This window comes from Vibrio rhizosphaerae, assembly GCF_024347095.1.
GTDB classification, from domain to species: Bacteria; Pseudomonadota; Gammaproteobacteria; order Enterobacterales; family Vibrionaceae; genus Vibrio; species Vibrio rhizosphaerae.
Map to the genome: position 1 here is coordinate 616624 of NZ_AP024904.1, position 24790 is coordinate 641413.

Sequence of the window (24790 nt, forward strand, 5' to 3'; positions counted from 1 at the left end):
ACAAAAATTTCTCTATTATCAATCAAATGGCTAATAAACATGCGCATCCGTACAGACAACATACAATCAGGATAAAAACCAGCCATGAACTGATTGACTCTAGGTGTATAGCTGGCAACAGCGCTTGGTTTGAATGGTCAGTGCTCAGATCACCGCCTTTTCATATTTTTATGTCATGTCACATGATTTTTGAATCTATCGGATTGTTCATAAACTGATTCCCCTTCGATATTCAACAGATTATCATGACCTATCGTGAACGTTCGGCCACTCGGCTTACCCAAAAAGCAAAATCAGAGAAGGGGAATTTAGATGAGCGACAAACAATATGTACCGCCAAAAGTCTGGAAGAATGAGCCAAGTTCAGGCAATCAATGGGCGAATATTAATCGTCCGGAAGCTGGCGCAAGATTTGACAGAGAGCTGCCTGTTGGGGAGCATCCGTTTCAACTTTATTCACTCGGGACACCCAACGGCCAAAAAGTGACAATCTTGTTTGAAGAACTTTTAGCATTGGGAATCAAAGACGCTGAATACGACGCTCATCTCATTAATATTGGAGATTCTGATCAATTTTCATCAGGATTTGTTGCGGTAAATCCCAACTCAAAAATTCCTGCTTTAGTTGATCAATCTGGAGATGCACCGATCAACGTGTTTGAATCGGCGTCAATTCTGGTTCATTTGGCTGAAAAGTTTGGCCATTTCTTACCGGCCAGTGGCCCGGCAAGAACCCAAACCTTTAACTGGTTGTTCTGGGCGCAGGGCTCAGCACCATTTTTAGGCGGTGGTTTTGGTCATTTCTACGCTTATGCCGATGAAAAGCAAGAATACCCGATTAACCGTTTCGCAATGGAAGTGAAACGTCAGCTAGATGTGTTAGATAAGCAACTCGCCAAGAACAGCTACGTGGCAGGTGAAGCATATACAATTGCGGATATGGCCATCTGGCCTTGGTATGGCAACCTTGTCCTTGGTCGGGCATACGACGCCGCTGAGTTTTTACAGGTTCATACCTACGAGCATGTTGTCCGTTGGGCAAAACAGATTGAAGCGCGTGAACCCGTACAACGAGGTCGCATCGTCAATCGTACGATGGGTGAAGCATGGGAACAGGTCGCAGAAAGACACAGCGCTGAAGATATCGACAAAGCACTTAAACTAAAACCATAAAAACGATGTTAACAAGCGCACCCTTACAAGTGCGCTTGTTAAAAAATCTGATGCAGAGTCTGAGCCTCTCCTCCCCCGTAAAACCGCCCTTCTGGTCAAACCATTCCTAGTTTCCACCGTTCTCTTGACAAATAGATTGCTTTTATCCAATGAGGCATTAGAATCCGCGTCGTTTTGATGCTGTCAGACAACCAACATCGACAGCTTATTCCTCATCTATTGTTAAAGGTAAGTATTCATGTCAATGAAATTAGCCAACCCTGCCCCTCTCGGTTTAATGGGGTTTGGGATGACCACTGTATTGCTCAATATCCACAATGCCGGTTTTTTTCCTCTCGATTCAATGATTCTCGCCATGGGGATATTTTACGGCGGTCTCAGTCAAGTGATTGTCGGCATCATGTGTTTTAAACGCGGCGATACATTCGGTACCACCGCTTTCACATCTTATGGCTTATTCTGGTTAACCTTGGTTGGCCTGATAGTGATGCCGAAGATGGGCCTGCCGGCCAGTCCTGCTCATTTTATGGGATGCTATCTCGCATTATGGGGAATCTTCACCGGATTTATGTTTATTGGCTCGTTATGCTATCCAGTCGCCAAGCAAGTGGTATTCGGCTCTCTGACCGTTCTGTTTGCACTGCTGGCAATCCGCGATTTCTCAGGGAATGAAACCATTGGGATCATCGCCGGTTTTGAAGGTATCTTCTGTGGTGCAAGCGCCATCTACTTTGCGATGGCACAAGTGCTGAACCATGAATATGGTCGCGTTATTTTACCCGTCGGTGATAAGCGCAAAGTCAGTGTTCAACCCGCCGTTGCTTAAGATGATGTAAACCTCTTTTCTGCAGAATAACGGTAAAAGACTCACCATCAATATCAGCCTGTTTCAACAGGCTGATCCTAATTATAATGCCCCTTCATCTTAATGTTCAGAACGACTGAGTGAGAAGAGTTAGTTGTGTGAAGAACGAATCGTTCATCTCAATACAAATAAACTGCAACACAATATTCAATGTCACAAAATGTCACATGTATGAAGAATTTATGAAGTAAAATATTATCAGAAACATGCTTTTGAACCCTCATACAGACTGTGATATTCTCGATGAGCGTTTTTTTTGTATGTGTTAATCCCTTTACTTAAATTATCTATAAAGCAATCAATTACACTTTATCTATATATCGGGTCAATAAATAAAAACAACTTTGTTAGGTGATCAGGAGCTTTCATGTCAAACTCATGTTTAAAAAAGGTTTTATGCATTATCCCAGCGTCATGCTTAATTGCTTTTCCGGGATATTCTGCCGCAGAAGATGGACTTTCACTCGGCCTTGGTGTCGCATATTCAAAATCAGTATATAAAGATTATGATGAAAACGTCGTTCCGCTACCGCTAGTCAACTACGATAACAATGTTTTCTTTGTTCATGGTCTGTCAGCCGGGGCTTATTTATATCAGGATGAATGGAATGTGGTACAAGCCTCTGTTTCTTACTATGCTCAGTCATTCGATCCTGATGATGCCAACAACAGTCAAATGAAGTTGTTGGATAAAAGAGACGGCACGGCGATGGGCTCAATTGCTTATACCTATCGTTCACCGTTCGGAAATATCACTTCCTCTCTTGCAATTGATATTCTTGATGAAACCGACGGCGGCATGCTTGCTTCTGCACAATATAATTATCCAATACCGTTCACCCAACAATTAGTCGTTATTCCTGAAGCGGGTATCACATATACTAATAGTGACTTAAATCAGCATTATTATGGCGTGAGTGCGAGCGAATCGGCACGGAGTGGATTAACAGCTTATAATCCCGGCAGTGCTATAACGCCTTATTTCGGGGTAACATTAAAATATAGTGTCTCTGATACGTTAGGCGCATTTATTTCCAGCCGCTATCAGATGCAACCAGACGAAGTTCAAGATAGTCCGATGGTCGCCTCTAGCCACTCGGTTCTAACGACAGCCGGTATTTCTTATCAGTTTTAATGACATCAAAAATAACAGAGAGCCAATCGGCTCTCTGTTTATTTTTAAATTGAATTATCGAACCGACGAACGACTTTTTATTAATCGCCCGAGGATACCGGGATAATAACGCCAGCTATAATCAAATATTTCCATTAATTGTGGGTTCCCGTAACGAGACAGGCTAATGGCATGAAAACGGTTATGCTGCGCTTTCAGTGTATTGATCGCTTCATTTAATTCTTGCGAAGGCTTGGGAGCCATAAAATCAGATATAACCACTAAATCCGCATTTTTATACCGATCAGTGTGCATCATTTGAATCGATTCCGATAATGCCAGTTCCAGATCTGTTCCGCCTTTAAAGGTATAACTTAGAAAATCACAGACTTCTCTTAACCCATCTTGCTTAGTTAATTGATAGGTAATGATCTGTGTTGAGAAAATAACAACGTAGCAGTCGCGGTTATCTGCCAGAGCAATCTGCATTAAAGCGTAGGCAACCGCTTTGGCACACTGCTCCGGAAACCCATTCATAGAACCGGATGCATCAATACAGACCACAAAAGGTCCTTTTTCAATATCCACCTGCGCATTGGCTGGTTTTGACGTGGTCACTTTAGATAAGGTCCGTGATTTACCCTGCATGCGATAGTTCAACAGCCGTTTATCAATTAAATGCTTATAAAAAATGACTTCGAGCTCAGGATGTGCCAGAAACAACATCTCATTTGGAAGAATTTTATTCAGGTCATCACTCTGGTGCACTCCGACAATATCATCTGTCGCCTGATCGGACTGCTCTTCAACCAACTGTGGTGTTTCAACACTGGCCTGTTGAAGGTCGGGATCATCCACCTCACTGGCCATACGACCGAGACTTTCAGCAATTTGTTGAATTTCCTTATGCTTTTTAAGAAATTCGGCATGTTTTTTCATCACCGTCAGGTCAACTTTACTGAGTTTGGCCGCAGCCATATTCCACAGACGGTGGATACTTTGCACATCGTCGGTATCCGCGACTTGATCCATTGAACGCAGAGTTTCAATCCGCTGATATAAGTCGTCCAATACCTTATCTTTATTGGCTTCCAGCTCCATCACTTGCGCTTGTTTGAGCGCATTGGATAAACTGTTATACCATTGATCGCAAAAGTAACGCGGGAACATTGGATTACTGAAATTTTTCTTTTGCTCACATAACTGACGGGCAGTTGTATAAAATGCAGAATGCCATTCTAGTCGTTGTAACACTTCCGGGATTTTCTGAAAAAATGTCTTTTCATCCCAATGAATCACTTCCTGATATAACGCCAGCTCCTGCTGAAATCGATCCGTTTCACAAACATTGGTCATTCTCTTCTTCACCTGACCACGCCACTTGAGCAAATGATTCTGGACCGAAGTGTTCACCCCCCGGTTTTCAACGGCGATCAGCAATTGAATGTTGTCCATCAGTTCATTCACCGCTGTATCAATTAACCCGGAATCGGCAATCATCATCGCGAGATTTAGTCCGTCAACACCTAACATAACAATTCCCTAAGTGAAATACTGACTGAAATGATTCATCTGCTGAGCGGCTTCTTCGCACGCAGTTATTGCATTCTCCAACTGTTGTTGTAATTGCTGTAATGAACTTTCCATCGCAACCGGAAGCTCAGGATCGATAAAATGATGTGGCAACGCATCGTGAAACTGTCGGGACGACTGACGTAAATGAGATGCAGCTTGCTCTAACTGATGATGGATCTGTTCAATTCGTGTCTGCCATGCCTGAAATAGTTGAAGCTGGTTCTGATGCTGTGTTGTCACAACAGAAACCAAGACTGAACGGTTGGCAATATCTTTGATAACGAATAAGCCCTCAGAATCGACACTAAACTGAAAAGAACAGAGGGTGGAATTCTGATTCACATAACCGAACAGCTCACCTCCCCCCTCACGAATCACCTTATCAAACTCGATTTTAGGCACATAAACCCAATGGCAATATTTATCCGTATTCTCTGCATCGGTGACAGTGGCATTGCCTTGCAGCAACACGACTTTCAGAAGGTCTTTCCGGTTACCGGATTGATATGTCTTCGCATGTGTCAAATCATAGCTATAGACCTGTTTTTTTATCAGCCCTGCGGTTTTCTCAACCGCCAACTGCATCGCATACTGTTGCTCCAGCTCTTGTTCAATATCGGTTAACGCTTCCTGACAGATCTCAATTTGATGTTCGACATCCTGCTGATCAAAAGCATACTTTAATGCAAACTCTCGGATCACATCTTTCACAATGGCAAGAGAGTCAGGGCTGTTCCACAAACAATCCTGTAACAGAAACAGATCCAGCGGATTAATCCGGTCACGACCATTAAAAAAAGCGCTGGCTTTAAGCAATTTGACTGCTTTTTTCCAGCGCCGGTCAGAAACGTACATTTCATCAGAGGTTGTCAATGTACTGTTTTCAGCAGCGGTATCCAGCATTGACTTGAGCTGATAAAGTTTTTCAAACACCTCATTACCCAGCGTTAATTGATCCAATGCCTGCTGCCATTCGTGGTACTCCTGATCGGTAATCGCCAACCCATCCGGAATATGCGCTTCTTGCGGTGTCCCGACCGTCAGCATTGATTTAAAGTTTTGCTTGTTCTGAATACGATTGACGAAAATACGCACTAAAATGCGATCAAACAGGGCTTCCAGACCACTGTCTTTATCCGGCAACTCATTCGATGCCGACACCAGCAGACGCATGGGAACCCGCTCAACATCGCTACCGTTATTAAAGGTTTTTTCATTCACGACCGTCAGCAGTGTGTTCAAGATCGCGGGGCCGGCTTTCCAAATTTCATCTAAGAATACGACTTGGGCCGTCGGTAGATAACCTTTCGTTAACCGCAGATAACGTCCGTTATCCTTCAATTCTTGAATACTCAACGGCCCGAACACTTCTTCAGGCGTTGAAAAGCGTGTCATAAGATATTCGAAATAGGAGCTATTTTCGAAGGCTTGAATCAGACGTTTTGCAATCAGACTCTTCGCAATACCGGGAGGCCCGAGCAGAAACACACTCTCACCGGCAAGGGCAGAAAGCAAACAGATTTTAATTGCGTGTTCCCGTTCATAGACACCATCAGCCAGTGCACCGGCTAATTTATTGATCCTTTCCGACAGCAACGCCTTCTGCGAATGACTCGCAGGAATTGAACTTACCATGAAAATGACTCACTAGATTCACAAAGAGACTGAACAATTGTTGTAATTATTTTTATACAACTTCAGTTTATTATAAGTTTATCGATCCGTTAACTAAATGTTACAAAAAATTTAATTTGTACTTCTGATTTTATATCAGATCCACAATTCGTGCGATTGGTTGAAACCTATGTTTCCAAATATGAGTTTTGTATCATTATCAACCGCACTGCTGAGATTGACTCAAACTAAAAACCTTTATTTTTGCGTGCCGTAACGGTATCGTCTGTCAAAATTACCCTATCACAATGTCGGGCAATCACAGGCCGGACAAGTCAAAGGACAGTATGCATAAAACAATACATCAGTGGAAAAAGATTGCTTTGGTTGAAGAAGAAATCATGCTGCCAACTCAACGTCCTATTCTGCATACGACGATTATTCATCCCGGAGCCGCCGTAATCCTGCCGGTCAATCAGTACGGAGAAATTGTCATGCTACGGCAATTTCGTCCCTCGATTCGAAAATGGCTCCTTGAATTACCAGCCGGAACCCGTGAAGATTCGGAGACACCGCTCGCATGTGCACAGCGAGAGCTCGCCGAAGAAACCGGCTATCTTGCCAGTGAATGGGCCGATTTGGGTCAACTGACGCCTCTTGCCGGTTTCTGTGATGAAATTCAGCACCTGTTTGTCGCGAAAGGCCTTTCTGTCACGCGTGATTACCAACGCGACGACGATGAAGTGATCGAGGTGTTCTGTCTGTCGGTTGCCGCACTGGAACAAAAGATCATTGATGGTGAAATTACCGATACTAAAACCATTGCCTGCCTGAGCAAGGCCAAACTGTGCGGGTATCTATGATATCAACTTATCAGTGTCCCGGCTGATAAATCGGAATACCATCAAAACAGCACGTTCAAAATTTGGATACAATCAGAGCATGCTCAACATTGGAATCCTGTAACAACAAAACATCGAAATGGCCATAAAAAGACAAGGGCGCAGAAGCGCCCAGGATGCAGAACAGACCCGTCAGCAAATTTTACAGATTGCGACTGAGCTGTTTTGTGAATTGGGTTATGCACAAGTCTCTCTTCGCACTATCAGCGAAAAAGTAGGGATTTCACATAGCCTGATTCGTCATCACTTCGGCAGTAAAGAGCAAATTTGGTATAACATCAGTGACAATATGCACCGGTACATTACTCATTATTGTCAAACCATACTCATGCATTTACCGAAAGACATGCCGGTCAACGAACTTCTTTACCAATTTATTGTTCGTATGTTGGCTTTCACTCTCATTAATAAACAACCGATTCAGTTGATGGCGGATGTGGTGCGTCAGAAAGGCAAACGCTTCGACTATTTTATTGATCAATCGGGTGAAGTAGAGAAACTGATTTTTCATCTGGCTGAAGATTACAACCAACGATTCCCGGAACACGCCATTAAAATTTGGGAAATCAAATGGCACATGATCATGTTTGCACATGGCGCGGCTTCACTCGAACCGTTCTTGCATGAAACTTGGTCACAGGAATGTGAGACGGAAAACGAATGTCTGCTGAAACATTGGCAGATGTGCAATGAAATCATGGCAAAAAAATTGATGATCCCCGCATCATCCCGTTTACAGCCACTGCGGCTTGAAGAGCTGGTGATTCAACTGGACGCCTCCTGTCTCACGGCCCAATCAATTTGATTGAACGGCAATCAGTCATCCTTTTTCAATTCATGTCCGTATTGGGACCTTCGTCGTGGTACAAGGATGACTGATTTTTCAGAAGGTGCTACATATCTGGATAGCCATCCGGATTATTGGACTGCCAACGCCAGCTATCCTGAACCATATCATCTAATGAGCGGGTGGCACGCCATCCCAGTTCCTGAATGGCTTTAGCGGGGTTAGCCCAACACGCCGCAATATCCCCCGGACGACGTTCAACCAATTGATAAGGAATCGGTTGGCCACATGCTTTTTCAAATGCATGCACCATATCCAGCACACTATAACCCACCCCTGTTCCGAGGTTGTAGACATGTAATCCGCCTTTAGTACCGACGTTTTGCAGCGCAGCAATATGTCCGTCGGCAAGATCCATCACATGAATATAGTCCCGAACTCCGGTCCCATCTTTCGTCGGATAGTCGTTTCCAAAGATAGAAAGGCACTCGCGGCGTCCTACCGCAACTTGTGCTACAAATGGCATCAGGTTGTTTGGAATTCCCTGCGGATCTTCCCCGATGTCACCCGAAGGGTGTGAACCGACCGGATTAAAATAACGCAGTAAAGTAATACTCCAGTCCGGATTCGCGTGTTGAAAGTCCGTGAGACATTCCTCAACGATTAATTTACTTCTGCCATACGGGTTAGTCGCCTGGGTCGGAAAGTCTTCGAGGATAGGCACGGAAGCCGGATCGCCATAAACCGTTGCCGATGAACTGAAAATTAACGTTTTGACATTCGCAATCCGCATCGCGTCAACCAGTACCAGAGTGCCACTCACATTATTTTCATAATATTCCAGAGGTTTCTGAACCGATTCGCCAACCGCTTTTAAACCCGCAAAGTGAATCACCGCATCAATCTGGTACTCATTCATCACTTCAATCAATAAACTGCGGTCTCGAACATCGCCACGGACAAAAACAGGTCGATAACCTGCAATTTTCTCAATACGTTCCAAAACGGCCGGTTTGCTATTGTAGAGATTGTCTAAAATCACAGGCGTCATGCCTGCCTCAATCATTTGAATACAAGTATGGCTGCCAATATAGCCCATACCGCCGGTAATCAATACATTCATTGCCTAGCCTCTCCCATATAAAACGGACATGGGCGTATGTTACTACACCCATGTCATCGTAAAGTCATTCTAGCCTGAAATTTCTGCGACATCTGTCCGGATTATAAGAATCATCTTGCAAATTCAGACAGATGTCACGAAGGGAATGGCACTAGCAACCAATAATCTTTGCAAGTTCAATGGGATAACCACGTGCCAGAGCCAAATCAATCGCAAACTGTTCGATTTTATCTGCTTCGAGCGAAAGACTCACGGGATGCTGTTGCTCAATCGAAACTGATGTGGTGTGATCGGCGAACTGCCAGTGCAACATCAACTTTCTCGCAGCTTCCAAAGCCGATGAACCTTTGACGATTTCAATCCGGGCATAATGGTAACCACTAAACGACACATCGGCAGCGCGCAACGTCTCATCTTCACCCGGAATCTGCTGAGCACCAAACAGCGGCTTGCCATCAGGATAAGCGCGACAATAGTCAGGTATAAACTTACCGATATGTGCAATCGCCTGACGCGTTCTCGCTTCCACCACCTCATCCGGCCAACCATCGGTCAGCTTGAGCTGCAACACCTCCGGCAAAACCGGTTGTGATGACTGCACGGAGCTCCGTGTTAGTCCGTCATCAAATAAGGTGATCGCTTTTGTCATACCATGCAACTGGAAAACCCCGTCAGCATACGGTGTAAGCTGAGCCATTCCCTGCGGCGTGCCACGCTGACCATGAAAGATCACCTCGGGCCAGAGACCCTGCTCATCCGGCCATTTGGCAATATAAGCCGCTTTGAATTCAGCCATTCGGTATTGAGGATTTTGAGTCAGATCATCCAACTTACCGGTCTCATATCCACAGGCATTGACCAAATAATCCACAACCATTGTATGGGATTGTAACGCTTGATCATGATAGGTCAAATGCCACTGCCCCTCGTGCAACTGCGCATCAACCAACGTACTATTGGTTAACAATTGACAATGAGGTAACTGCTGAAGCGTCAACATCGCGGTTGCAGCAAGACGGAAAACGCTCCAACCATATTCTTGGACCGCAATCACAGGGTACTGAATCAGATCCAAATCCACCCGTTGGGCAAAAGGAATCAGCCAGTCATCCATCCCGGCCGGCTCACTGGGCTGGGAACACAAACGGAGCCGTTCTAAATCCACCCGTTCATAAAGGCGATAATATTCCTCCGGCGGCCCCAACACCTCATTGTGGGGGTCCTGCCGAACCATAGCCTGATAAGCCTGCCTGACCGCTTCTAATCGGGGTATTAATGCTTGAGGATGTTCGGGATCCGAGGTTGGTGTCGCGATCACAGTCGGACGCTTATTGATGGTATGCCGATAGAGTCGAATGGTCTCAACAGACTGTCGTAACAATTCCAGACACTGTTGTTGAGAGATCTCTCGGTATAGATTTCCCCCGGCATGCAGATGACAGATTGGCGGGCCATTGACCAAACTCGGGCCACGTTCCATCAGAACGACGTCTAAGCCCTGTTCACCTAAATGAACCGCAGCCGTCGCTCCCGCAACGCCACCACCAATAATCGCAATCCGAGGTTTTTGGCGATTCGATGAATTATTCTGCATCATTACTCTATCTTGTCTGACGTGTCCACATTGTATATGCACAAAAACTTAATTTAAATCACATTTTTGCTAGGGTTTTCCTTGAATCATCCATTCACCTGCAAGAATAATTTTTTCAAAAAAAATACTTGACGAGAACTCTATATCCCTCGAATTTAGTGTTTCTAACCCGGCAAAACTCACGGTAACATATTGAATGTACACATGTGATGTCTTAAATCATCACTCGGGTTTGTCCACTTATCCCAAACTTTATCCACTGTTTTTGTGGATAACTGCTCTGACAACCCAACATTCAATCCCCAGTCCGGTGAGTCCAACAATCAGGCGGTGAACAGATATTTTTACCAAGGCATCCATGACGACTGACATGAGGCCTGATAATTACCTTGCGACGTACTTAAGTAGTAGTGATTGTCACGCAACACATACGCCACACCGATAACCCGATATTGATCTTCGGCCGTAGGGAATATCACATATTCAGCCGCGTCCTGCCCATAATACGGCGGTTGATATTGCACAAAGATATTGGTCTTGACTCCGTAAGGCTGATGCTCTCGCACGAGTGTGACTTTCCCCTCATGAATATCATTGGAATATTCCGTGATTTTTGCAGCCCGCGTTGTACTATCCCATGCGATGGTTTTTATCCCAAATTCACTCGCTTCTAACTGGCAAACCGTCGATTTGGCGACAACCACAGGGCTAAGAAAAATCAACAGACTGGTGAACATCGGTTTTTGCATCATTTGCCTCTGAAATCTAACATTCGGTTCATCCGACTGAATGCACTAAATGTGCAAAGCCGTTTGCTACTAAACTCGTTTCCATAATTGAAAGCACGTGTCGGCTCGTGTCCGCAGCGATCAGATCAGATTGCGTTTTCTGCCCGAGAATTAACGCAGACATATGTTCGATCTCATATTCAAATCCACCCCCGCTCGCAGGTGCAGTGATTTGATGGTTTTTGCCTTGATAATAAAGGTCAATCGTTTGTGGATTCCACCATTTGTCATGGATGATGATTTCCACCTCAGGCCCTTGAATGATAGCTTCGCGCTTGAGATCTCGCGTAATTGAAGCCCCGATGCGCCCATGAATCTCACCATCAAATATGAATTCAACACTTTCATCGACTTCAGACTGAACATTATCTTGTATATATTTCACTGTCGGTTGAAGCACCGTGCTTTGCGTAAGTTGGCATAAATCAACATAGAGCCATAACGCATATACGCCGACATCCAGCGTTGCGCCACCACATAAATCAGGATCGAATATTCTCAGTTGACGATCGAAATCATGGTGATTACCAAAAGCCGCTTCAACCGAATTGATTTTGATATGATTATCCTGAATAAACCGGCGCAGTCGCTGATAAGCCGGGAACACGACTGATTTCATCGCTTCAACTAACAATAACCCTTGCTCTTGCGCCAGCAAGAACATGGCATCCCAATCCGCAACATTGGTAAAGGCTGGCTTTTCAACCAATACGTGTTTGCCGTGTTTGAGGAACAGTTCCACCATACTGCGATGACAAGGATGAATGGTTGCGATATAAACGACCTCAACGTTCGGGTCTTGTGCAAGGGCGAGATAGGAGCCATAACTTCTCGGACACCTGTATTGATTGGCGAATGCGTCCGCCCGCGATTGTTCTTGTGCTGCGACTGCATATAACTCACCGTTCGCGACGTGCTGCGTCAGGTCTTTGACAAAACGATGGGCGATTTGACCTAATCCCGCAATTCCCCAACGAACCTTCCTATGAATCATGGACATCCCTCACCAAGCGACCATTCAAAATGAGCCACAATACTACCGTGACCATTCCGAGTATCAAGTATAACGACTTGAATTGGCGTGAAGGTTTGGCTGAAAACGTTCGGGACAGAGCAAAATGAGGGCGGTGTTACATCAGCCCTCGATTCGACTGGTCATCGACCGGGAAGGGATGGAAATCAGCATCAAGCCCGAGACATTTAGCCTGCATCCAGTTGAGACCGAACCACAGACAAACATTCCTCGGCTCTACGTTTACGCCGGTCACGATGACTCAAATATGCCAATGGCACAATAATGAACAAAGCACCAATCACTAAGAAGAAATCAATTGACTCATGGAAGACCACCCAGCCCAGAATAACCGCAAACAGTAAACCGGAGTATTCGGCACTACTCACTTGGCTGGACGCGACATAGCGATAACCTTGCAGACACGCCAAGCTATATATCATTGAGCATACCGCAGATGCCGCCGCGTAAAGTAAGCCACTAAAATGCCAGGGGTCGTTTTCCCAGAACGCCAGAGCCGCCGTCAGTGGCAAGGCTGACACATGCGTAATGAGTAGCCCAAAGAACAAATTTTGGTTTTTCGGCAGCTTGCGGATCAATAAACTGTTTGTCGCCAGCAGCACAGAAAATACCACCGCACTGATCATCCCCCAGCTCACTTCCGAAGGGCGTAGAATAATTAACACCCCGACAAAACCAGAGCAGGCCGCAATCACGATGCCTGTGGTAATTTTCTCCTTAAAGAAAATTCCGGCAAATAAAACAATCAGAATCGGGGCGATATAAAACACCGCATTGGCTGTTGCAAGGGGTAACTGGGACAAAGAAATGATCAACAAAATACTCGCCAATACCCAAAGATTGCCTCTTAATACGTGTAATTTCAGGCCGACCTCCGCCTTAAAATTGATATGCTTATAGGCCAATGGCAGCAGGATCAGACAAATCATCACCAGACGCATCAACGTAAACTGATACGCTGACATACTACTGCCCGCCATCTTGATAAACACATCACACAAAGTCGCGAACAAGTTTCCGATCACCAGAATCAAAATAGCGCTACTCACCGTTTTCCCAGACATTTCCCCTGCCCATATCGATAAAAGCCTCAAGAATGACAGTCTAATCTCGACTTCAGTGACGATAAAATGATATATCCTGACTTAGTATTCATTTTTTGGATAATAAAAATGCTGCCACCACTAAAAGCCTTACCCGTATTTGAAGCGGTTGCCCGATTAAACAGTTTTTCGCTTGCTGCGCAGGAGCTTAATCTCAGCCAAAGTGCGGTGTCTCATCAGATCCGCGTCTTGGAAAACCACTTGGGCGAAAGTCTCTTCCACCGTCAAGGCCGTTATCTCAGCCTGACACCAGAGGGAAAACATTATCTGGATGCGATCAGCAGCTCTTTATCACAAATTGCTCACGCAAGCAGCCTGATACGCGGGGAAAGTGAAACCAAAGTCAGAATTGCCGTCTATAGTTCTTTTGCCGTTTGCTGGTTAATGCCACGCCTGCCCGATCTGATGAGGTTGCATCCGAATTTGGATATCAGCATCACAATGTCACACAGCTTGCTCGAACTTTCTGACAAAACAGCGGATTGTTTCATCACTACAGACCACGAAAAACGCGGGTTTGACTTTAAGCACATCTACAGAGAGCGGCTCTTTCCTGTTTGCAGCCCCGCATTTTATGAGTCGATGAAAAATGCCCTCAACATCCGCTCAGACAAAGATATGGCCGACTTGCTGAAAAAACATCCCGAGACATTGGGCGAATTCCCTCTCGCGACCTCTTTTGGTATCTACAACGAATATACCGAAGACTGGCGCAGATGGTTTGCCGAAGCAGGCCACCCGCTCCCCGACGACCTGCAACTCCATAAATTCAGTCACTTACTGCTCGCCTATGAAGCAGCCAAATATTCGCTTGGTATCGGTTTAATCAATGACTATATGTTTAATGAGGATAGAACCAGAGACGATCTGATCCGCCTGCCGACCCACCATATTGAAACCGGCGACGAATTTTACTTTGCTTATAAGTATTCAAGGCGAAATGAACCGGGCATTGCGGAAGTCAAACGATGGTTAATCCATGAAGCCGCAGGGCTGCAGTCAGACGACTGAGGGAGGCACCCTCACGCCCTCAATGACTCCCCCGAATGAACAATGGATACCATTGTTACTGGTCTACGAATAATACTCATTATTCGTCAATTATCTTAAAGCACCACTCATTCTCCTTGCGCTGAATGAACTCTATTTTTTCATGCAGAAGAATTGTTTTCAAAATCTCGGAGAGACGTTGGTTGATCTCTTCATTCGATGTATATGTCTTATCGTCTTCAATAATCATAATATGCATTCTCCTATTGAGTCATGATTAGACTATTGTTTACATAATGAAGCATTTCTATCACTGACTCGTGGTTTGAAAGTTTTTCTCTACCGCTTGCCAATCTTGGGGAATAGTCAACTATTGCAGCTAACATGGCTTCTTTTTCCTCAGCTGTATCGATTAATTCTTCTGATAAAATAGCTTTACGGCAGACACGAATCGATTCATCTAATCGACTTAAATATGTCGTGATATTCTTAAATGATTTGTTTTCGCTAAATTTTTCAGCTTTATGGTTTACCTTTTTTTTCCCATTAACATCATCAATATAGTAATAAATAAATTTTTTCCTGTATTCTCCACGATCAAGTGCATCGACTTTCTGTTTAATTCTCATCGCTTCATGATCACCTGATTCAGCAGCCTTTTTTAAAATACTGTAAATATCAACCAAATAGGCATATCGTGATAAATCATGATCATGGAGACCCAAGTCGATGCCTGACCCGACAGGATATCCGGATAGCGCACTCGTCACACCCGGTAATTTTGCGAGAGATTCTGCAGCAAGACCAGTGGCAAACCATTGAGATGCAGCAGCTCCGGTCCCGCCACCCGTCGCGCCAAAATTCATCTTGGCCAATACAGAATGAGGAAGGGTCTCTGAGCCTTTCGGTACTGCAACCCCCGCAGGTGTTAATACGATATGTGTATTGCCATTTTGGGGTTTCGATAGCGTATTCGGAACTTCGGCTTTCGAATCACTGGAATAGAAGTAATAATTGGGTATCAAGGGATCGATGACTCCCTCCTGACGTTTATAACCCAGTACAAATTTTGCAGGTGTTCCAGAGGAAGGTTCAGAGCCAACCTCTAACCCGATGGTTGTATTGGTAAAAAAAACCAAATGCTGATTTGAAGCACAGGCAGTTAATATTCCAGAAAGAAGTAATACACAGAGTTCACCTTTCATAATAACCCCCTAATAATATGATTTATTTAAAGGTGACACTTCCTTCTGATCTCTTTTTATCGACTACAAAAATTTCACCTATTTTACTTTCACAATGACTTGACAGTTTTTCATCGATTTCCATTTTTTTGTTACTAAAATAACCCAAACCAAATGTGACTACGCCAATTTTTATGCCACTGCCTTCAAGCGATGAATAAATACAGCCAGGTGTCTGTTTATTTTCATAATTAAATGCTCCCAAATAGACATCACCATCATATATAACCAAATATTTATGGGAACATCCGCTCAGTAGCACGAATAACGCGAATAACAAAGATTTACCCACAAATACCATTATCTTTTACCTAAATAAATCAGCATAAAAATGCGAATGCATAATATAAAATTAGTTGCAATGGGTGGGTGTGAGCATATTTTTTTTACAAACTGACATTATTATCACAAAGCCGACACTGAATATGACATCCCTTTCAATCAAAACATTGTCTGTCTAACAAAAATATCGAATCTATCGCTCAATATCTCTGTCAGAGAACGAGCCCTATCATTGGATGGCAAACAAAAGCTTTTGGCCATTCACCGGCCAAAAGCTTTCGTGACGACATGACAAGGAATGTCTCGTGTGCGCAAGCTTCACGAACAAAATCATGATGATAACGAATCAGAATGAAGCCGCAGGTTGCAGTCATACGACGGAGGGAACGTTATTTTTTATATCGGTGATATAAAGCCTCGACCGAGTATTCAAACAGTTCTTTAATATGATGCTTTGCCTCTGCAATCGAAACCACTTCAAAATCAGCCGACACCGATTTGCGGCCAAATATCCGCATCACACCGCGTTGATAAACCACATCTAAATCTAAAAACCCGCGATCAGTTTCTACCGGGGTAAATTGATAACTGGCATATTGCCCCTCAGCATCGCCAAGAATAAAAAAGAAACCACCGCCTTCACCAAGCGTCTCAAATAGCGCCAATTCCTGAGCCCAAGGATAGTTATCAATGACTTCGCAAGCTTCACGATGAGATTTCAACGTTCTTTCATGATCCACCAGCTCGGTTCCGCCTTCACGATGTTGATAAAAAACTTTTACTATACTCACAGAATAAAACCTTCCCTATTCAGACTGATAAATGCCAGAAATGGCCTCAATGACAATTCCCGCTCAGTCATATCACAATATAAATTTGGGGAAAAGTAATCACTCTCATAGTTTGGCATGTCATTCCATTTCTCCCACAAATCACTTCTTAGAAACATCCGGACAGCGCCCCAACAAGTCAAAAGCAGACCGTACAGGCCCGATTTTATGACTTTTGAATATGTTGATATATCTGATACTCTGCTATAAATTTTTGATTACAATAAGTCAGTTATTTATGGAATTACATTTATCTCTTGAACAAAAAAACTATTCCCTCGGAGACATCTTGAGAGGAAAGGTTGAGATTACACTCAATTCGCCAAAAACATTTTACGAAATTTATGTTAACTGCTATTGCGAATTACGGAGTCGCTATACTCACGAAAAATTCGAGTCATATAAAATCGTCCTTCGCTCCGATGAGTCTCCCCTACCGGCAGGCAAACACAGCTTTTCTTTTGAGTTTGAGGTGAATACCTATCCGATCAGCTGGCAAGGCGAGAATTTATCGACCAACTGGTACGTCATGGCATATGCAGATATTCCCCTCGGGCGGGATAAAAAAGTCATCAGAGGCATCACGATTGATTATGCACCATCAGAAAAATCAATCCCCTTCAATCCGGTTTTCGTGGCGGATAACCTCTTGGGAGGCGTGCGTCAATATGATATTTTCCACAAAAAATCCAATCAGTTATTCCGCCGCATCTTACCCGAAGAAGTCAAAGTCTATCAAGGAGAAGGCAATCATGAGTCATTTAAGCCTCATATTCGCTTAACACTATTTTCAATTTTTTTAAGTTTGTTGGCTATCCCCAGTCTATGGGCGCACTCCACCTTAGGTTGGATATGTATTGCCTTGTGGTTATTTTTCGTCCCTAAAACCTATTTTTACTATCGAAAGGAATTAGAACGCACTCGCTGTGGCCCTCTATCCGTCATCGTGGAAAAGCAAGACTTTAAACGTGGGCAAACCATCAATATCCAATACAATTTATCGCCTAAAAAAGCGGTGAACATTAAAAAATTCACGGTTCAACTCGAAATAATGGAAGTGTTTTACAAACGATATAACGATTATGACGATCGGAACAAAATGAAAATTGTCACTCACACGATCCCCATTCAAGAGATCATGAGTCGGGAAGATTTCATCCTGAAGCCCGGCGAATATCATGAACAAACGCTGGCGATTCCTTTACCACCGGATCTGATGCACAAAGTGCATACAGAGTGCCATCAAATATTGCCTCAGATAGGCCTGCACCTAGAAACAAAGCACGGTAATACCATCAGTGCATCGTTACCACTCAACATCACACCTTAGGTTCTTTCATTTGATGACAAACAAAAGGCTTTTGGCCTCATTCACCGACCAAAGCCTTTTGTGATAACATTACAAAGAAATATCTCGCTGTACGCCTGATTCACGAGCAAAATCATGATCATGACTAATCAGAATGAAACCGCCACGATAGTTGCACAAAGCTTGTGCCAAGATGACTTTTGATTCGAGATCGAGGTGATTATCAGGCTCATCAAGTAATAACAAAGGTTGTTCAGGTTGATGGCTGACGATCAACATCGCTAACTTCATTTTCTCGCCGCCACTCAGCGTATAACCCAAACGAAAAACACTGTCACGACGAAAACCAATCCCGGCCAGCAATGTTCTGGCATCGCTTTCTTTGAGCCCACCACACTGTTGCATCAAATTATCCATTATCGATAACTTGGGTTGAACCGTCCCAAAATGCTGATCAAGATAATACAATGGCGTGTTCAAACGCAGTTCCCCTTGTTGAAGAGCAACCTCGCCGAATAACGTTTTCAACAACGTTGATTTCCCACTGCCATTGTTACCTGTCAGATGAATCTTTTCATTGGCACAGACTTGGAACGAGATGGGCTGAGTCCGGCCAAACGACAATACACCGTCAAGCATCGAAACCACCTTACCTGCGTGGCTTTGGCTATCTTCAAGATAGAGCTTTTGCCCTTTCAGTTGCTCTTTTCTCACCTTTAATAACTGCGTTTTATTTTGGAGGTGAGCCTGACGAAGTTGCTCGTTTTTACTGCGACTTGAACCACTTGCGGTGGCTTTATCTTTTTTCGCATCGAGCAAGCTTTTTCCGTGGCTACCTGTCTGACGTAATTTGTTCCCTTGCGCCGCTCTTTGCTCTGCCTTTTCTCGATTGCGCTGAGCTTGTACTGCCAGCTTTTTTCTCTGTTTATCCACGCTTGCGAGCTGCCGCTCTACTGCTTGCAACTCGGTACGTTTCTGTTCAGCGTAAACATCGTAGTTACCACCAAATACTTGTAATCCAAGCCCGGACAGCTCCCAAATTTCTTCCATGTCACGCAGCAGTACCCGGTCATGACTAATGAGTAAAATCGCACCGTTGAACGCTCGCATCGATGCCAACAACCATTGCTTGGCCTGAACATCAAGATGGTTAGACGGTTCATCGAGAATCAGCAGCTCAACGTCACTGACAAAAATCTGCCAAAGCTGTAGTCGCGCTAATTGTCCCCCACTCAAACGGGCGCAGGGAAAGTCGGCATCTGGTGGTAATCCCAGCACTTCAAGTTGCTGAATGAGTTGTATGGGTAAATCCCACTGATCCCCAATCACATCAAACCAATGTTCTGAACAATCGCCGGCTTCAACCTGCTTTAACGCTTCAAGTATATGGTGTTTGCCCAAGAACTGCGCAATAGAAAGCTCACCGGATAGTAAATCCGACGGTTGCTGACGATACACTAAAAATGACTTGGGTAACGTCACCGTTCCACTCGATGGCTGTTGTTCGCCACTTAAAATTGAAGCGAGTATCGATTTACCCACCCCATTGCGACCAACCAAGCCGACACGATTTTTAATCATGGAACATGATAATTGTTGAAACAGCTTTTCACCGTTATCAAATTGATGACTGATGTTGTAAGCCTGTAATACTGGCATAGTTGCCTCCTGTAATGACAGGGACATCAGCCGTAGCTAGACAGTGACAAAGGATGACATCAATACAAATACCCAGTAAATACACGCGATTATCCGAGCAATTAGAGATTCAAAATGTATTTGTAAAGAAATATCGGAAAGTGAGCTACGCCGACTAACCCTGTAGATCCAAAAATAAAATGAGTAATGGATGACAGGTTTAGTTGTTCATATTGGCGTAATCTCCTCAAGAAGTGATGGGGAAAAGATACTGGATTCATACTCGTTTCGTCAAGGAACAGCGGCCTGAAAAGGCAAACTCAGGTTGAAATTGCGAGCTGTCTTTAAACTTTACTCAACGTAAAATCATCGATTCGAACCGATAAAAGGCTACCCGCGGGTAGCCTTTGGTTTAGTTGTGCCTTTTCTACCAAGATGCATGTTCATCCAAGAAACTAGTCACCCAGAACAAAGGCGCGTTCCAGTTGACTGTCACTTCATTCATTGTCCATGCACCGATATCATCGATCCAGCAGGTTTGCCCGGTACAATTGCCTTTCAGCGTCGCCGCAACCGGATCACTGAAATCCATAGAGTTCGGACCGCCTGAGATCACGCCGGGTGGAACAATCGGGAGATCAGGATTTTCAGAATGCGCCCAGAACCGATGATGAGGATTTTGCAGCGGATAAGTGCCATAGCCTGAAATATAAGAATGATCCATCGGGTTACGTCCTAACATATAGTCCATTGCATCAGACATTGCCTGTAAATACTTCTGGGTTTTCGTCCAGTCAAAAGCAAGTCCGAGGAAGATACTGCGGTTCATCAGATTCGAGTTTGAACCCCAAGGATATTGATCGCTCTGATAAGGAATCAGGTACCCTTGAGTCTTCACACTGGCCTCGTAGATATCCGCTGTTTTGAGAAGATTTGCACGCGCCTTCTCAATCGTGCTTTTATCGAGGCTATTGGGGACGAGCGCTAACGAAACCGTACCGGCGCTGCCCATATTTGCCCATGACAGGTCATCGCTGGTCGTCGGTGTAGTCAGATAATAAGGAGACTGCTCAAGCGCGGTTTTGTATTCACCCTTACCTGTCGTGACAAACAACTCAGCAGCAGCCCAGTAGAATTCATCCGCCAGATGGGTATCGCCATAAGGGCCGGAGCCGTTAAAGTTATCGTAGGCATACACATTGTTGTGAACATTAGCCGCCTGCCATGCTCTTTCAGCAGCAGATAAACATTTGTCTGCATAAGCTGCATCCAGAGGACGCCAGATCCGGGCGCATTGTGCCGCTGTCGCAGCCAGATTTAAGGTTGCCGCGGTGCTTGGATAGCTCAGGAAGCGTGGTTGAGGATCTTCATAAGGCGGCAGAGGCACACCGGTCCATTCTGCATCGGCAATTTTATGGAAAACCATGCCACCGGCATCGATTTCTGTCAGTTTTAACGCAGACAGATGACCGGACTGATCGCCAACCGGCACTGAAACTTTTTTATGTTCCGGGACTTGCATGGCCAGCATGAAATCCATCATCCACTTGGCTTCATCCAGTAAATCATTGTAGTGGTTGGACTGCTCAGGGATCTGAACCATACCATCCGCAAATGCACTGGTATGATCGGTTTTATAGAGATTCTCACGCTCGTAATAATTCATCAGAGTCCAGACCGAGATCCCGCCATTCACGACATATTTGCCGTGATCGCCGGCATCGTACCATCCCCCGGTGACATCCAGAGAGAAATCACAGCCGGGCCACTGATTCCCTTTGGCATCGATTTGATTAAAGCAGGTCACGATTTCTTGCGGATGACCGGCTGGCCGGGCTAAATCAGCACGCTGAACGTAGGCATTTTCAATCGCAATACCGCTGCGTTGTTGGTAGAAGAAAGACAGCGCATCATATTTCATTGTCTTGTAAACATCATGGCTGATATCAAACGGATGACTTTTCTGGCCGTTCACATCAAGCGTGACCTGCGCTTCCGGTGTCTGTACCTGACTGAAATCAGCAATCTGCACCTGCTCTCCTGAAGCACTGTTAAGACCAAATGGAATCGTCTGACCTTCAGCAATCACCTCTCCCTGAGCATCCAGCAACTGCCACGGCAACGGTGTCTGAGTATCGGTCTGAATGGTCGCCCGTTTTTTCGCATTTAACAGATAACCCACCTGATTGAGACGGACAGCGGAGCGCCGGTCTTCTTCTTGGTATCTCGGACCATACAAAGATATATCACTCAGGCACACGGTATTCCCCGGCTGTGCCCCGACCTGAAAAGCCAACTGTGCTTTTTTATCTCTGGCAGACGGTTTAATCTCAAATTCAAATGATTGCACCGTGTTATTTAAAGAGAGCAACTTATTCATATAGTTGGTGTAAGGTTCACCATCGTGCTGCAGCACCGCGGTTAAATTGGCGGTATTTTGAGCCATCGCATTAAATCGGAGGGTATACACTTCATCTTTGAGTAATTTCAGATTCGACTGACCTAAAACGACATCCCAAGGATTCTCTCCGCCATCAGTGAAGGTAATACATCCCCGTTGATCCTGCGTGTTAAAGGTACCGCCCGATGCCCACCAACCGGTATCTCCCTGAAAATTACCATTGATCAGAATATCGACTATGGAACTTTGTTGATTTTGTACCTTGTCCTGATGCTGTGAACTTTGCGCTGCATAACTGCCATTCACACCAATCAGGCTGCAAACAATCGCAGCCAATACTGTTGATTGAATATTTTTCATCTAAGCCTCTTGTTGTGTATCAATGTCACTGTAAAAATAAATTCGCCAGCTTATTGATCGTTATTAGTGTTTGAACCAATGTTAAATCATAGTCAATGGATTGATTTTGCTCCGCTCGTTCAGGATGCATCTTTAATCTTTATGAACAAGGTTCAATATATTTACAGATTAGTTATCTGTAATAACAATAAGGAGTTAGGGTGGGGATTGGTGTCAATTTGGGGGCCGGAGGCTGGGAAGATAAGATTGTGGTGCCGGTGTTTGGGAGTGAGAAATGGTGATTCTGCGGTTTGGTGCGCAATCCCGTTCCTCTGTTTCATTAGTATTTTCGACTGCGCCCCAGGTACTTTTTCATGGCCGAAAAAGTACCCCAAAAGGCCTAGGTTTTGAGTTCAGCGCACCAAATCAGGGTCGGATTGATTCGCATCCTGCTCAAGCAATCCTGAAAAATCGTCCTGATTTTTCACCCTGAGCTCATCGAGCAAACGGGCTTTCGCTATGTTTCACTTCACTCAAATCAACTACCCAACCAAGAAAACCATTCATGGAAGAATGGTTAGGCTTTTCCGGGCAGGACGCCCGTAAAAGCTGGTTCTGGACAACGTGCGATTCAGCCAAACAAAAAAGATCTTCTGGTTACTCTTGCATCTTGGCAAGAGTGACTGGCGCACTGAGCACTGATGCCTCTGAAATCGGGAAAGCGGATTGTGCGTCAAATTTCGGTGCCGGAGGCTGGGAAAGTAAAAATGATAGGCTGCTGGTTTGGGACGCAATCACGTCCCCCGATTTCAATCACATCTCCGCCTGCGCCCCAGGTACTTTTTCACGGCAGAAAAAGTACCCCAAAATGCCTAGGTTTAAGTTCAGCGCGCGTCATCAGGGTCGGATTGATTCGCATCCTGCTCAAGCAATCCTGAAAAATCGTCCTGATTTTTCACCCTGAGAGCATCGATCAATTGAGCTTTGTTGATTCAATGTTTCACGCTATTCAAATCAACCACTCAACAAAGAAAACCATTCAAGGAAGAATGGTTAGGCTTTTCCGGGCAGGACGCCCGTAAAAGCTGGTTCTGGAACGCGTGTGACTCCGTCAAACAAAAAAGATTTTCTGGTTCGTCTTTCATCTCTGAAAGATGAACTGGCGCACTGAGCACCGATGCTTTTGAAATCGGAAAAGCGGATTGTGCGTCAAATTTCGGTGCCGGAGGCTGGGAAAGTAAAAATGATAGGCTGCTGGTTTGGGACGCAATCATGTTCCCCGATTTCAATCACATCTCCGCCTGCGCCCCAGGTACTTTTTCATGGCCGAAAAAGTACCCCAAAAGGCCTAGGTTTTGAGTTCAGCGCACCAAATCAGGGTCGGATTGATTCGCATCCTGCTCAAGCAATCCTGAAAAATCATCCGTGATTTTTCACCCTGAGAGCATCGATCAATTGAGCTTTGTTGATTCAATGTTTCACGCTATTCAAATCAACCACTCAACAAAGAAAACCATTCAAGGAAGAATGGTTAGGCTTTTCCGGGCAGGACGCCCGTAAAAGGCGGTTCTGGACAACGTGTGACCAAGCCCAACAAAAAAGATTTTCTGGTTCGTCTTTCATCTCTGAAAGATGAACTGGCGCACAGAGCATCAATGCCTCTGAAATTGATGAACACAATTGTGCGTCAAATTTCGGTGCCAAAGGCTGGGAAGGTAAAAATGATAGGCTGCTGGTTTGGGACGCAATCAAGTCCCTCGATTTCAATCACATCTCCGCCTGCGCCCCAGGTACTTTTTCAAGGCCGAAAAAGTACCCCAAAAGGCCTAAAGTTTAAGTTCAGCGCACTGAATCAGGGTCGGATTGATTCGCATCCTGCTCAGGCAATCCTGAAAAATCGTCCTGATTTTTCACCCTGAGAGCATCGATCAATTTAGCTTCGTTCTAAACAGGTTTCACTTCACTCAAATCAGCCACCCAACCAAGAAAACCATTCTGGGAGAATGGTTAGGCTTTTCCGGGCAGGACGCCCGTAAAAGCCGGTTCTGGACAACGTGCGACCAAGCCAAACAAAAAAAGATCTTCT

The 24790-nt window shown here is 44.7% G+C and carries 20 protein-coding genes; 8 read left to right on the forward strand and 12 right to left on the reverse strand.

Annotated elements, in window-relative coordinates:
- The first annotated feature begins 312 nt into the window (after positions 1–312).
- The 3 genes from yghU (at position 313) to OCV37_RS17865 (ending at position 3173) form a co-directional block, all read left to right on the forward strand.
- Positions 313–1173: a glutathione-dependent disulfide-bond oxidoreductase gene (gene yghU, locus OCV37_RS17855; RefSeq protein WP_038184851.1), complete on the forward strand. Its 861-nt coding sequence runs from the start codon at positions 313–315 to the stop codon at positions 1171–1173.
- A gap of 238 nt (positions 1174–1411) precedes the next feature.
- A complete protein-coding gene (locus tag OCV37_RS17860; protein WP_038184849.1) occupies positions 1412–1999 on the forward strand; it encodes an acetate uptake transporter in 588 nt (195 codons plus the stop codon).
- Between the two features lie 406 nt (positions 2000–2405).
- A complete protein-coding gene (locus tag OCV37_RS17865) occupies positions 2406–3173 on the forward strand; it encodes a MipA/OmpV family protein (protein ID WP_038184847.1) in 768 nt (255 codons plus the stop codon).
- A gap of 54 nt (positions 3174–3227) precedes the next feature.
- Here OCV37_RS17865 and viaA read toward each other — a convergent pair whose 3' ends face one another.
- Both viaA and OCV37_RS17875 read right to left on the reverse strand, forming a co-directional pair.
- The gene (gene viaA / locus OCV37_RS17870; protein WP_038184845.1) at positions 3228–4685 is read right to left on the reverse strand and encodes an ATPase RavA stimulator ViaA; all 1458 of its coding nucleotides are present in this window, start codon (positions 4683–4685) and stop codon (positions 3228–3230) included.
- Between the two features lie 9 nt (positions 4686–4694).
- Positions 4695–6362, reverse strand: coding sequence for an ATPase RavA domain-containing protein (locus OCV37_RS17875; RefSeq protein WP_038184844.1), 1668 nt, complete (start codon positions 6360–6362; stop codon positions 4695–4697).
- Between the two features lie 326 nt (positions 6363–6688).
- On the opposite strand from OCV37_RS17875, the gene OCV37_RS17880 reads away from it, so the two are divergent.
- Positions 6689–7204: an NUDIX hydrolase gene (locus tag OCV37_RS17880; protein WP_038184842.1), complete on the forward strand. Its 516-nt coding sequence runs from the start codon at positions 6689–6691 to the stop codon at positions 7202–7204.
- A gap of 118 nt (positions 7205–7322) precedes the next feature.
- Positions 7323–8048 (forward strand): TetR/AcrR family transcriptional regulator, encoded by a 726-nt coding sequence (locus OCV37_RS17885; RefSeq protein ID WP_038184840.1) that lies wholly within the window; start codon positions 7323–7325, stop codon positions 8046–8048.
- 88 nt (positions 8049–8136) lie between these two features.
- On the opposite strand, the gene galE is transcribed toward OCV37_RS17885, so the two are convergent.
- From galE to OCV37_RS17910, 5 genes are all read right to left on the reverse strand, one after another.
- Positions 8137–9153: a UDP-glucose 4-epimerase GalE gene (gene galE / locus OCV37_RS17890; RefSeq protein WP_038184835.1), complete on the reverse strand. Its 1017-nt coding sequence runs from the start codon at positions 9151–9153 to the stop codon at positions 8137–8139.
- Positions 9154–9304: 151 nt separating this feature from the next.
- On the reverse strand, positions 9305–10747 hold the full coding sequence (locus OCV37_RS17895) for an FAD-dependent oxidoreductase (RefSeq protein WP_038184833.1): 1443 nt from the start codon (positions 10745–10747) through the stop codon (positions 9305–9307).
- Positions 10748–11091: 344 nt separating this feature from the next.
- Positions 11092–11499 (reverse strand): hypothetical protein, encoded by a 408-nt coding sequence (locus OCV37_RS17900; RefSeq protein WP_038184831.1) that lies wholly within the window; start codon positions 11497–11499, stop codon positions 11092–11094.
- A 25-nt stretch (positions 11500–11524) separates the two neighbouring features.
- Positions 11525–12529 (reverse strand): Gfo/Idh/MocA family protein, encoded by a 1005-nt coding sequence (locus OCV37_RS17905; protein WP_038184829.1) that lies wholly within the window; start codon positions 12527–12529, stop codon positions 11525–11527.
- 206 nt (positions 12530–12735) lie between these two features.
- Positions 12736–13632 (reverse strand): DMT family transporter, encoded by an 897-nt coding sequence (locus OCV37_RS17910; protein ID WP_038184826.1) that lies wholly within the window; start codon positions 13630–13632, stop codon positions 12736–12738.
- 108 nt (positions 13633–13740) lie between these two features.
- On the opposite strand from OCV37_RS17910, the gene OCV37_RS17915 reads away from it, so the two are divergent.
- Positions 13741–14682: a LysR substrate-binding domain-containing protein gene (locus OCV37_RS17915; protein WP_038184823.1), complete on the forward strand. Its 942-nt coding sequence runs from the start codon at positions 13741–13743 to the stop codon at positions 14680–14682.
- A 242-nt stretch (positions 14683–14924) separates the two neighbouring features.
- Here the strand turns inward: OCV37_RS17915 and OCV37_RS17920 are convergent, their stop codons facing one another.
- From OCV37_RS17920 to OCV37_RS17930, 3 genes are all read right to left on the reverse strand, one after another.
- On the reverse strand, positions 14925–15866 hold the full coding sequence (locus OCV37_RS17920) for a hypothetical protein (protein ID WP_038184820.1): 942 nt from the start codon (positions 15864–15866) through the stop codon (positions 14925–14927).
- Positions 15867–15888: 22 nt separating this feature from the next.
- Positions 15889–16110: a hypothetical protein gene (locus OCV37_RS17925; protein WP_157635073.1), complete on the reverse strand. Its 222-nt coding sequence runs from the start codon at positions 16108–16110 to the stop codon at positions 15889–15891.
- Between the two features lie 466 nt (positions 16111–16576).
- Complete coding sequence (locus OCV37_RS17930; RefSeq protein ID WP_038184813.1) at positions 16577–16978, reverse strand: hypothetical protein; 402 nt, start codon at positions 16976–16978, stop codon at positions 16577–16579.
- Between the two features lie 277 nt (positions 16979–17255).
- Here OCV37_RS17930 and OCV37_RS17935 point away from each other — a divergent pair, with 277 nt between their 5' ends.
- A complete protein-coding gene (locus tag OCV37_RS17935; RefSeq protein ID WP_038184810.1) occupies positions 17256–18347 on the forward strand; it encodes an arrestin family protein in 1092 nt (363 codons plus the stop codon).
- 69 nt (positions 18348–18416) lie between these two features.
- On the opposite strand, the gene OCV37_RS17940 is transcribed toward OCV37_RS17935, so the two are convergent.
- Both OCV37_RS17940 and OCV37_RS17945 read right to left on the reverse strand, forming a co-directional pair.
- Positions 18417–19985 (reverse strand): ATP-binding cassette domain-containing protein, encoded by a 1569-nt coding sequence (locus OCV37_RS17940; RefSeq protein ID WP_038184807.1) that lies wholly within the window; start codon positions 19983–19985, stop codon positions 18417–18419.
- 406 nt (positions 19986–20391) lie between these two features.
- Positions 20392–22725, reverse strand: a complete 2334-nt coding sequence (locus tag OCV37_RS17945; protein ID WP_211252092.1) for a glycoside hydrolase family 9 protein — start codon at positions 22723–22725, stop codon at positions 20392–20394.
- Positions 22726–23269: 544 nt separating this feature from the next.
- On the opposite strand from OCV37_RS17945, the gene OCV37_RS17950 reads away from it, so the two are divergent.
- Positions 23270–23668, forward strand: coding sequence for a hypothetical protein (locus OCV37_RS17950; protein ID WP_261888141.1), 399 nt, complete (start codon positions 23270–23272; stop codon positions 23666–23668).
- The last annotated feature ends 1122 nt before the right edge of the window (positions 23669–24790 follow it).

What these genes read in the sequence shown, in the direction of transcription:
- yghU (WP_038184851.1), top strand. Translation starts at nt 313, where the DNA reads ATGAGCGACAAACAATATGTACCGCCAAAAGTCTGGAAGAATGAGCCA.
- OCV37_RS17860 (WP_038184849.1), top strand. Translation starts at nt 1,412, where the DNA reads ATGTCAATGAAATTAGCCAACCCTGCCCCTCTCGGTTTAATGGGGTTT.
- OCV37_RS17865 (WP_038184847.1), top strand. Translation starts at nt 2,406, where the DNA reads ATGTCAAACTCATGTTTAAAAAAGGTTTTATGCATTATCCCAGCGTCA.
- viaA (WP_038184845.1), bottom strand. Translation starts at nt 4,685, where the DNA reads ATGTTAGGTGTTGACGGACTAAATCTCGCGATGATGATTGCCGATTCC.
- OCV37_RS17875 (WP_038184844.1), bottom strand. Translation starts at nt 6,362, where the DNA reads ATGGTAAGTTCAATTCCTGCGAGTCATTCGCAGAAGGCGTTGCTGTCG.
- OCV37_RS17880 (WP_038184842.1), top strand. Translation starts at nt 6,689, where the DNA reads ATGCATAAAACAATACATCAGTGGAAAAAGATTGCTTTGGTTGAAGAA.
- OCV37_RS17885 (WP_038184840.1), top strand. Translation starts at nt 7,323, where the DNA reads ATGGCCATAAAAAGACAAGGGCGCAGAAGCGCCCAGGATGCAGAACAG.
- galE (WP_038184835.1), bottom strand. Translation starts at nt 9,153, where the DNA reads ATGAATGTATTGATTACCGGCGGTATGGGCTATATTGGCAGCCATACT.
- OCV37_RS17895 (WP_038184833.1), bottom strand. Translation starts at nt 10,747, where the DNA reads ATGCAGAATAATTCATCGAATCGCCAAAAACCTCGGATTGCGATTATT.
- OCV37_RS17900 (WP_038184831.1), bottom strand. Translation starts at nt 11,499, where the DNA reads ATGATGCAAAAACCGATGTTCACCAGTCTGTTGATTTTTCTTAGCCCT.
- OCV37_RS17905 (WP_038184829.1), bottom strand. Translation starts at nt 12,529, where the DNA reads ATGATTCATAGGAAGGTTCGTTGGGGAATTGCGGGATTAGGTCAAATC.
- OCV37_RS17910 (WP_038184826.1), bottom strand. Translation starts at nt 13,632, where the DNA reads ATGTCTGGGAAAACGGTGAGTAGCGCTATTTTGATTCTGGTGATCGGA.
- OCV37_RS17915 (WP_038184823.1), top strand. Translation starts at nt 13,741, where the DNA reads ATGCTGCCACCACTAAAAGCCTTACCCGTATTTGAAGCGGTTGCCCGA.
- OCV37_RS17920 (WP_038184820.1), bottom strand. Translation starts at nt 15,866, where the DNA reads ATGAAAGGTGAACTCTGTGTATTACTTCTTTCTGGAATATTAACTGCC.
- OCV37_RS17935 (WP_038184810.1), top strand. Translation starts at nt 17,256, where the DNA reads ATGGAATTACATTTATCTCTTGAACAAAAAAACTATTCCCTCGGAGAC.
- OCV37_RS17940 (WP_038184807.1), bottom strand. Translation starts at nt 19,985, where the DNA reads ATGCCAGTATTACAGGCTTACAACATCAGTCATCAATTTGATAACGGT.
- OCV37_RS17945 (WP_211252092.1), bottom strand. Translation starts at nt 22,725, where the DNA reads ATGAAAAATATTCAATCAACAGTATTGGCTGCGATTGTTTGCAGCCTG.
- OCV37_RS17950 (WP_261888141.1), top strand. Translation starts at nt 23,270, where the DNA reads ATGGAAGAATGGTTAGGCTTTTCCGGGCAGGACGCCCGTAAAAGCTGG.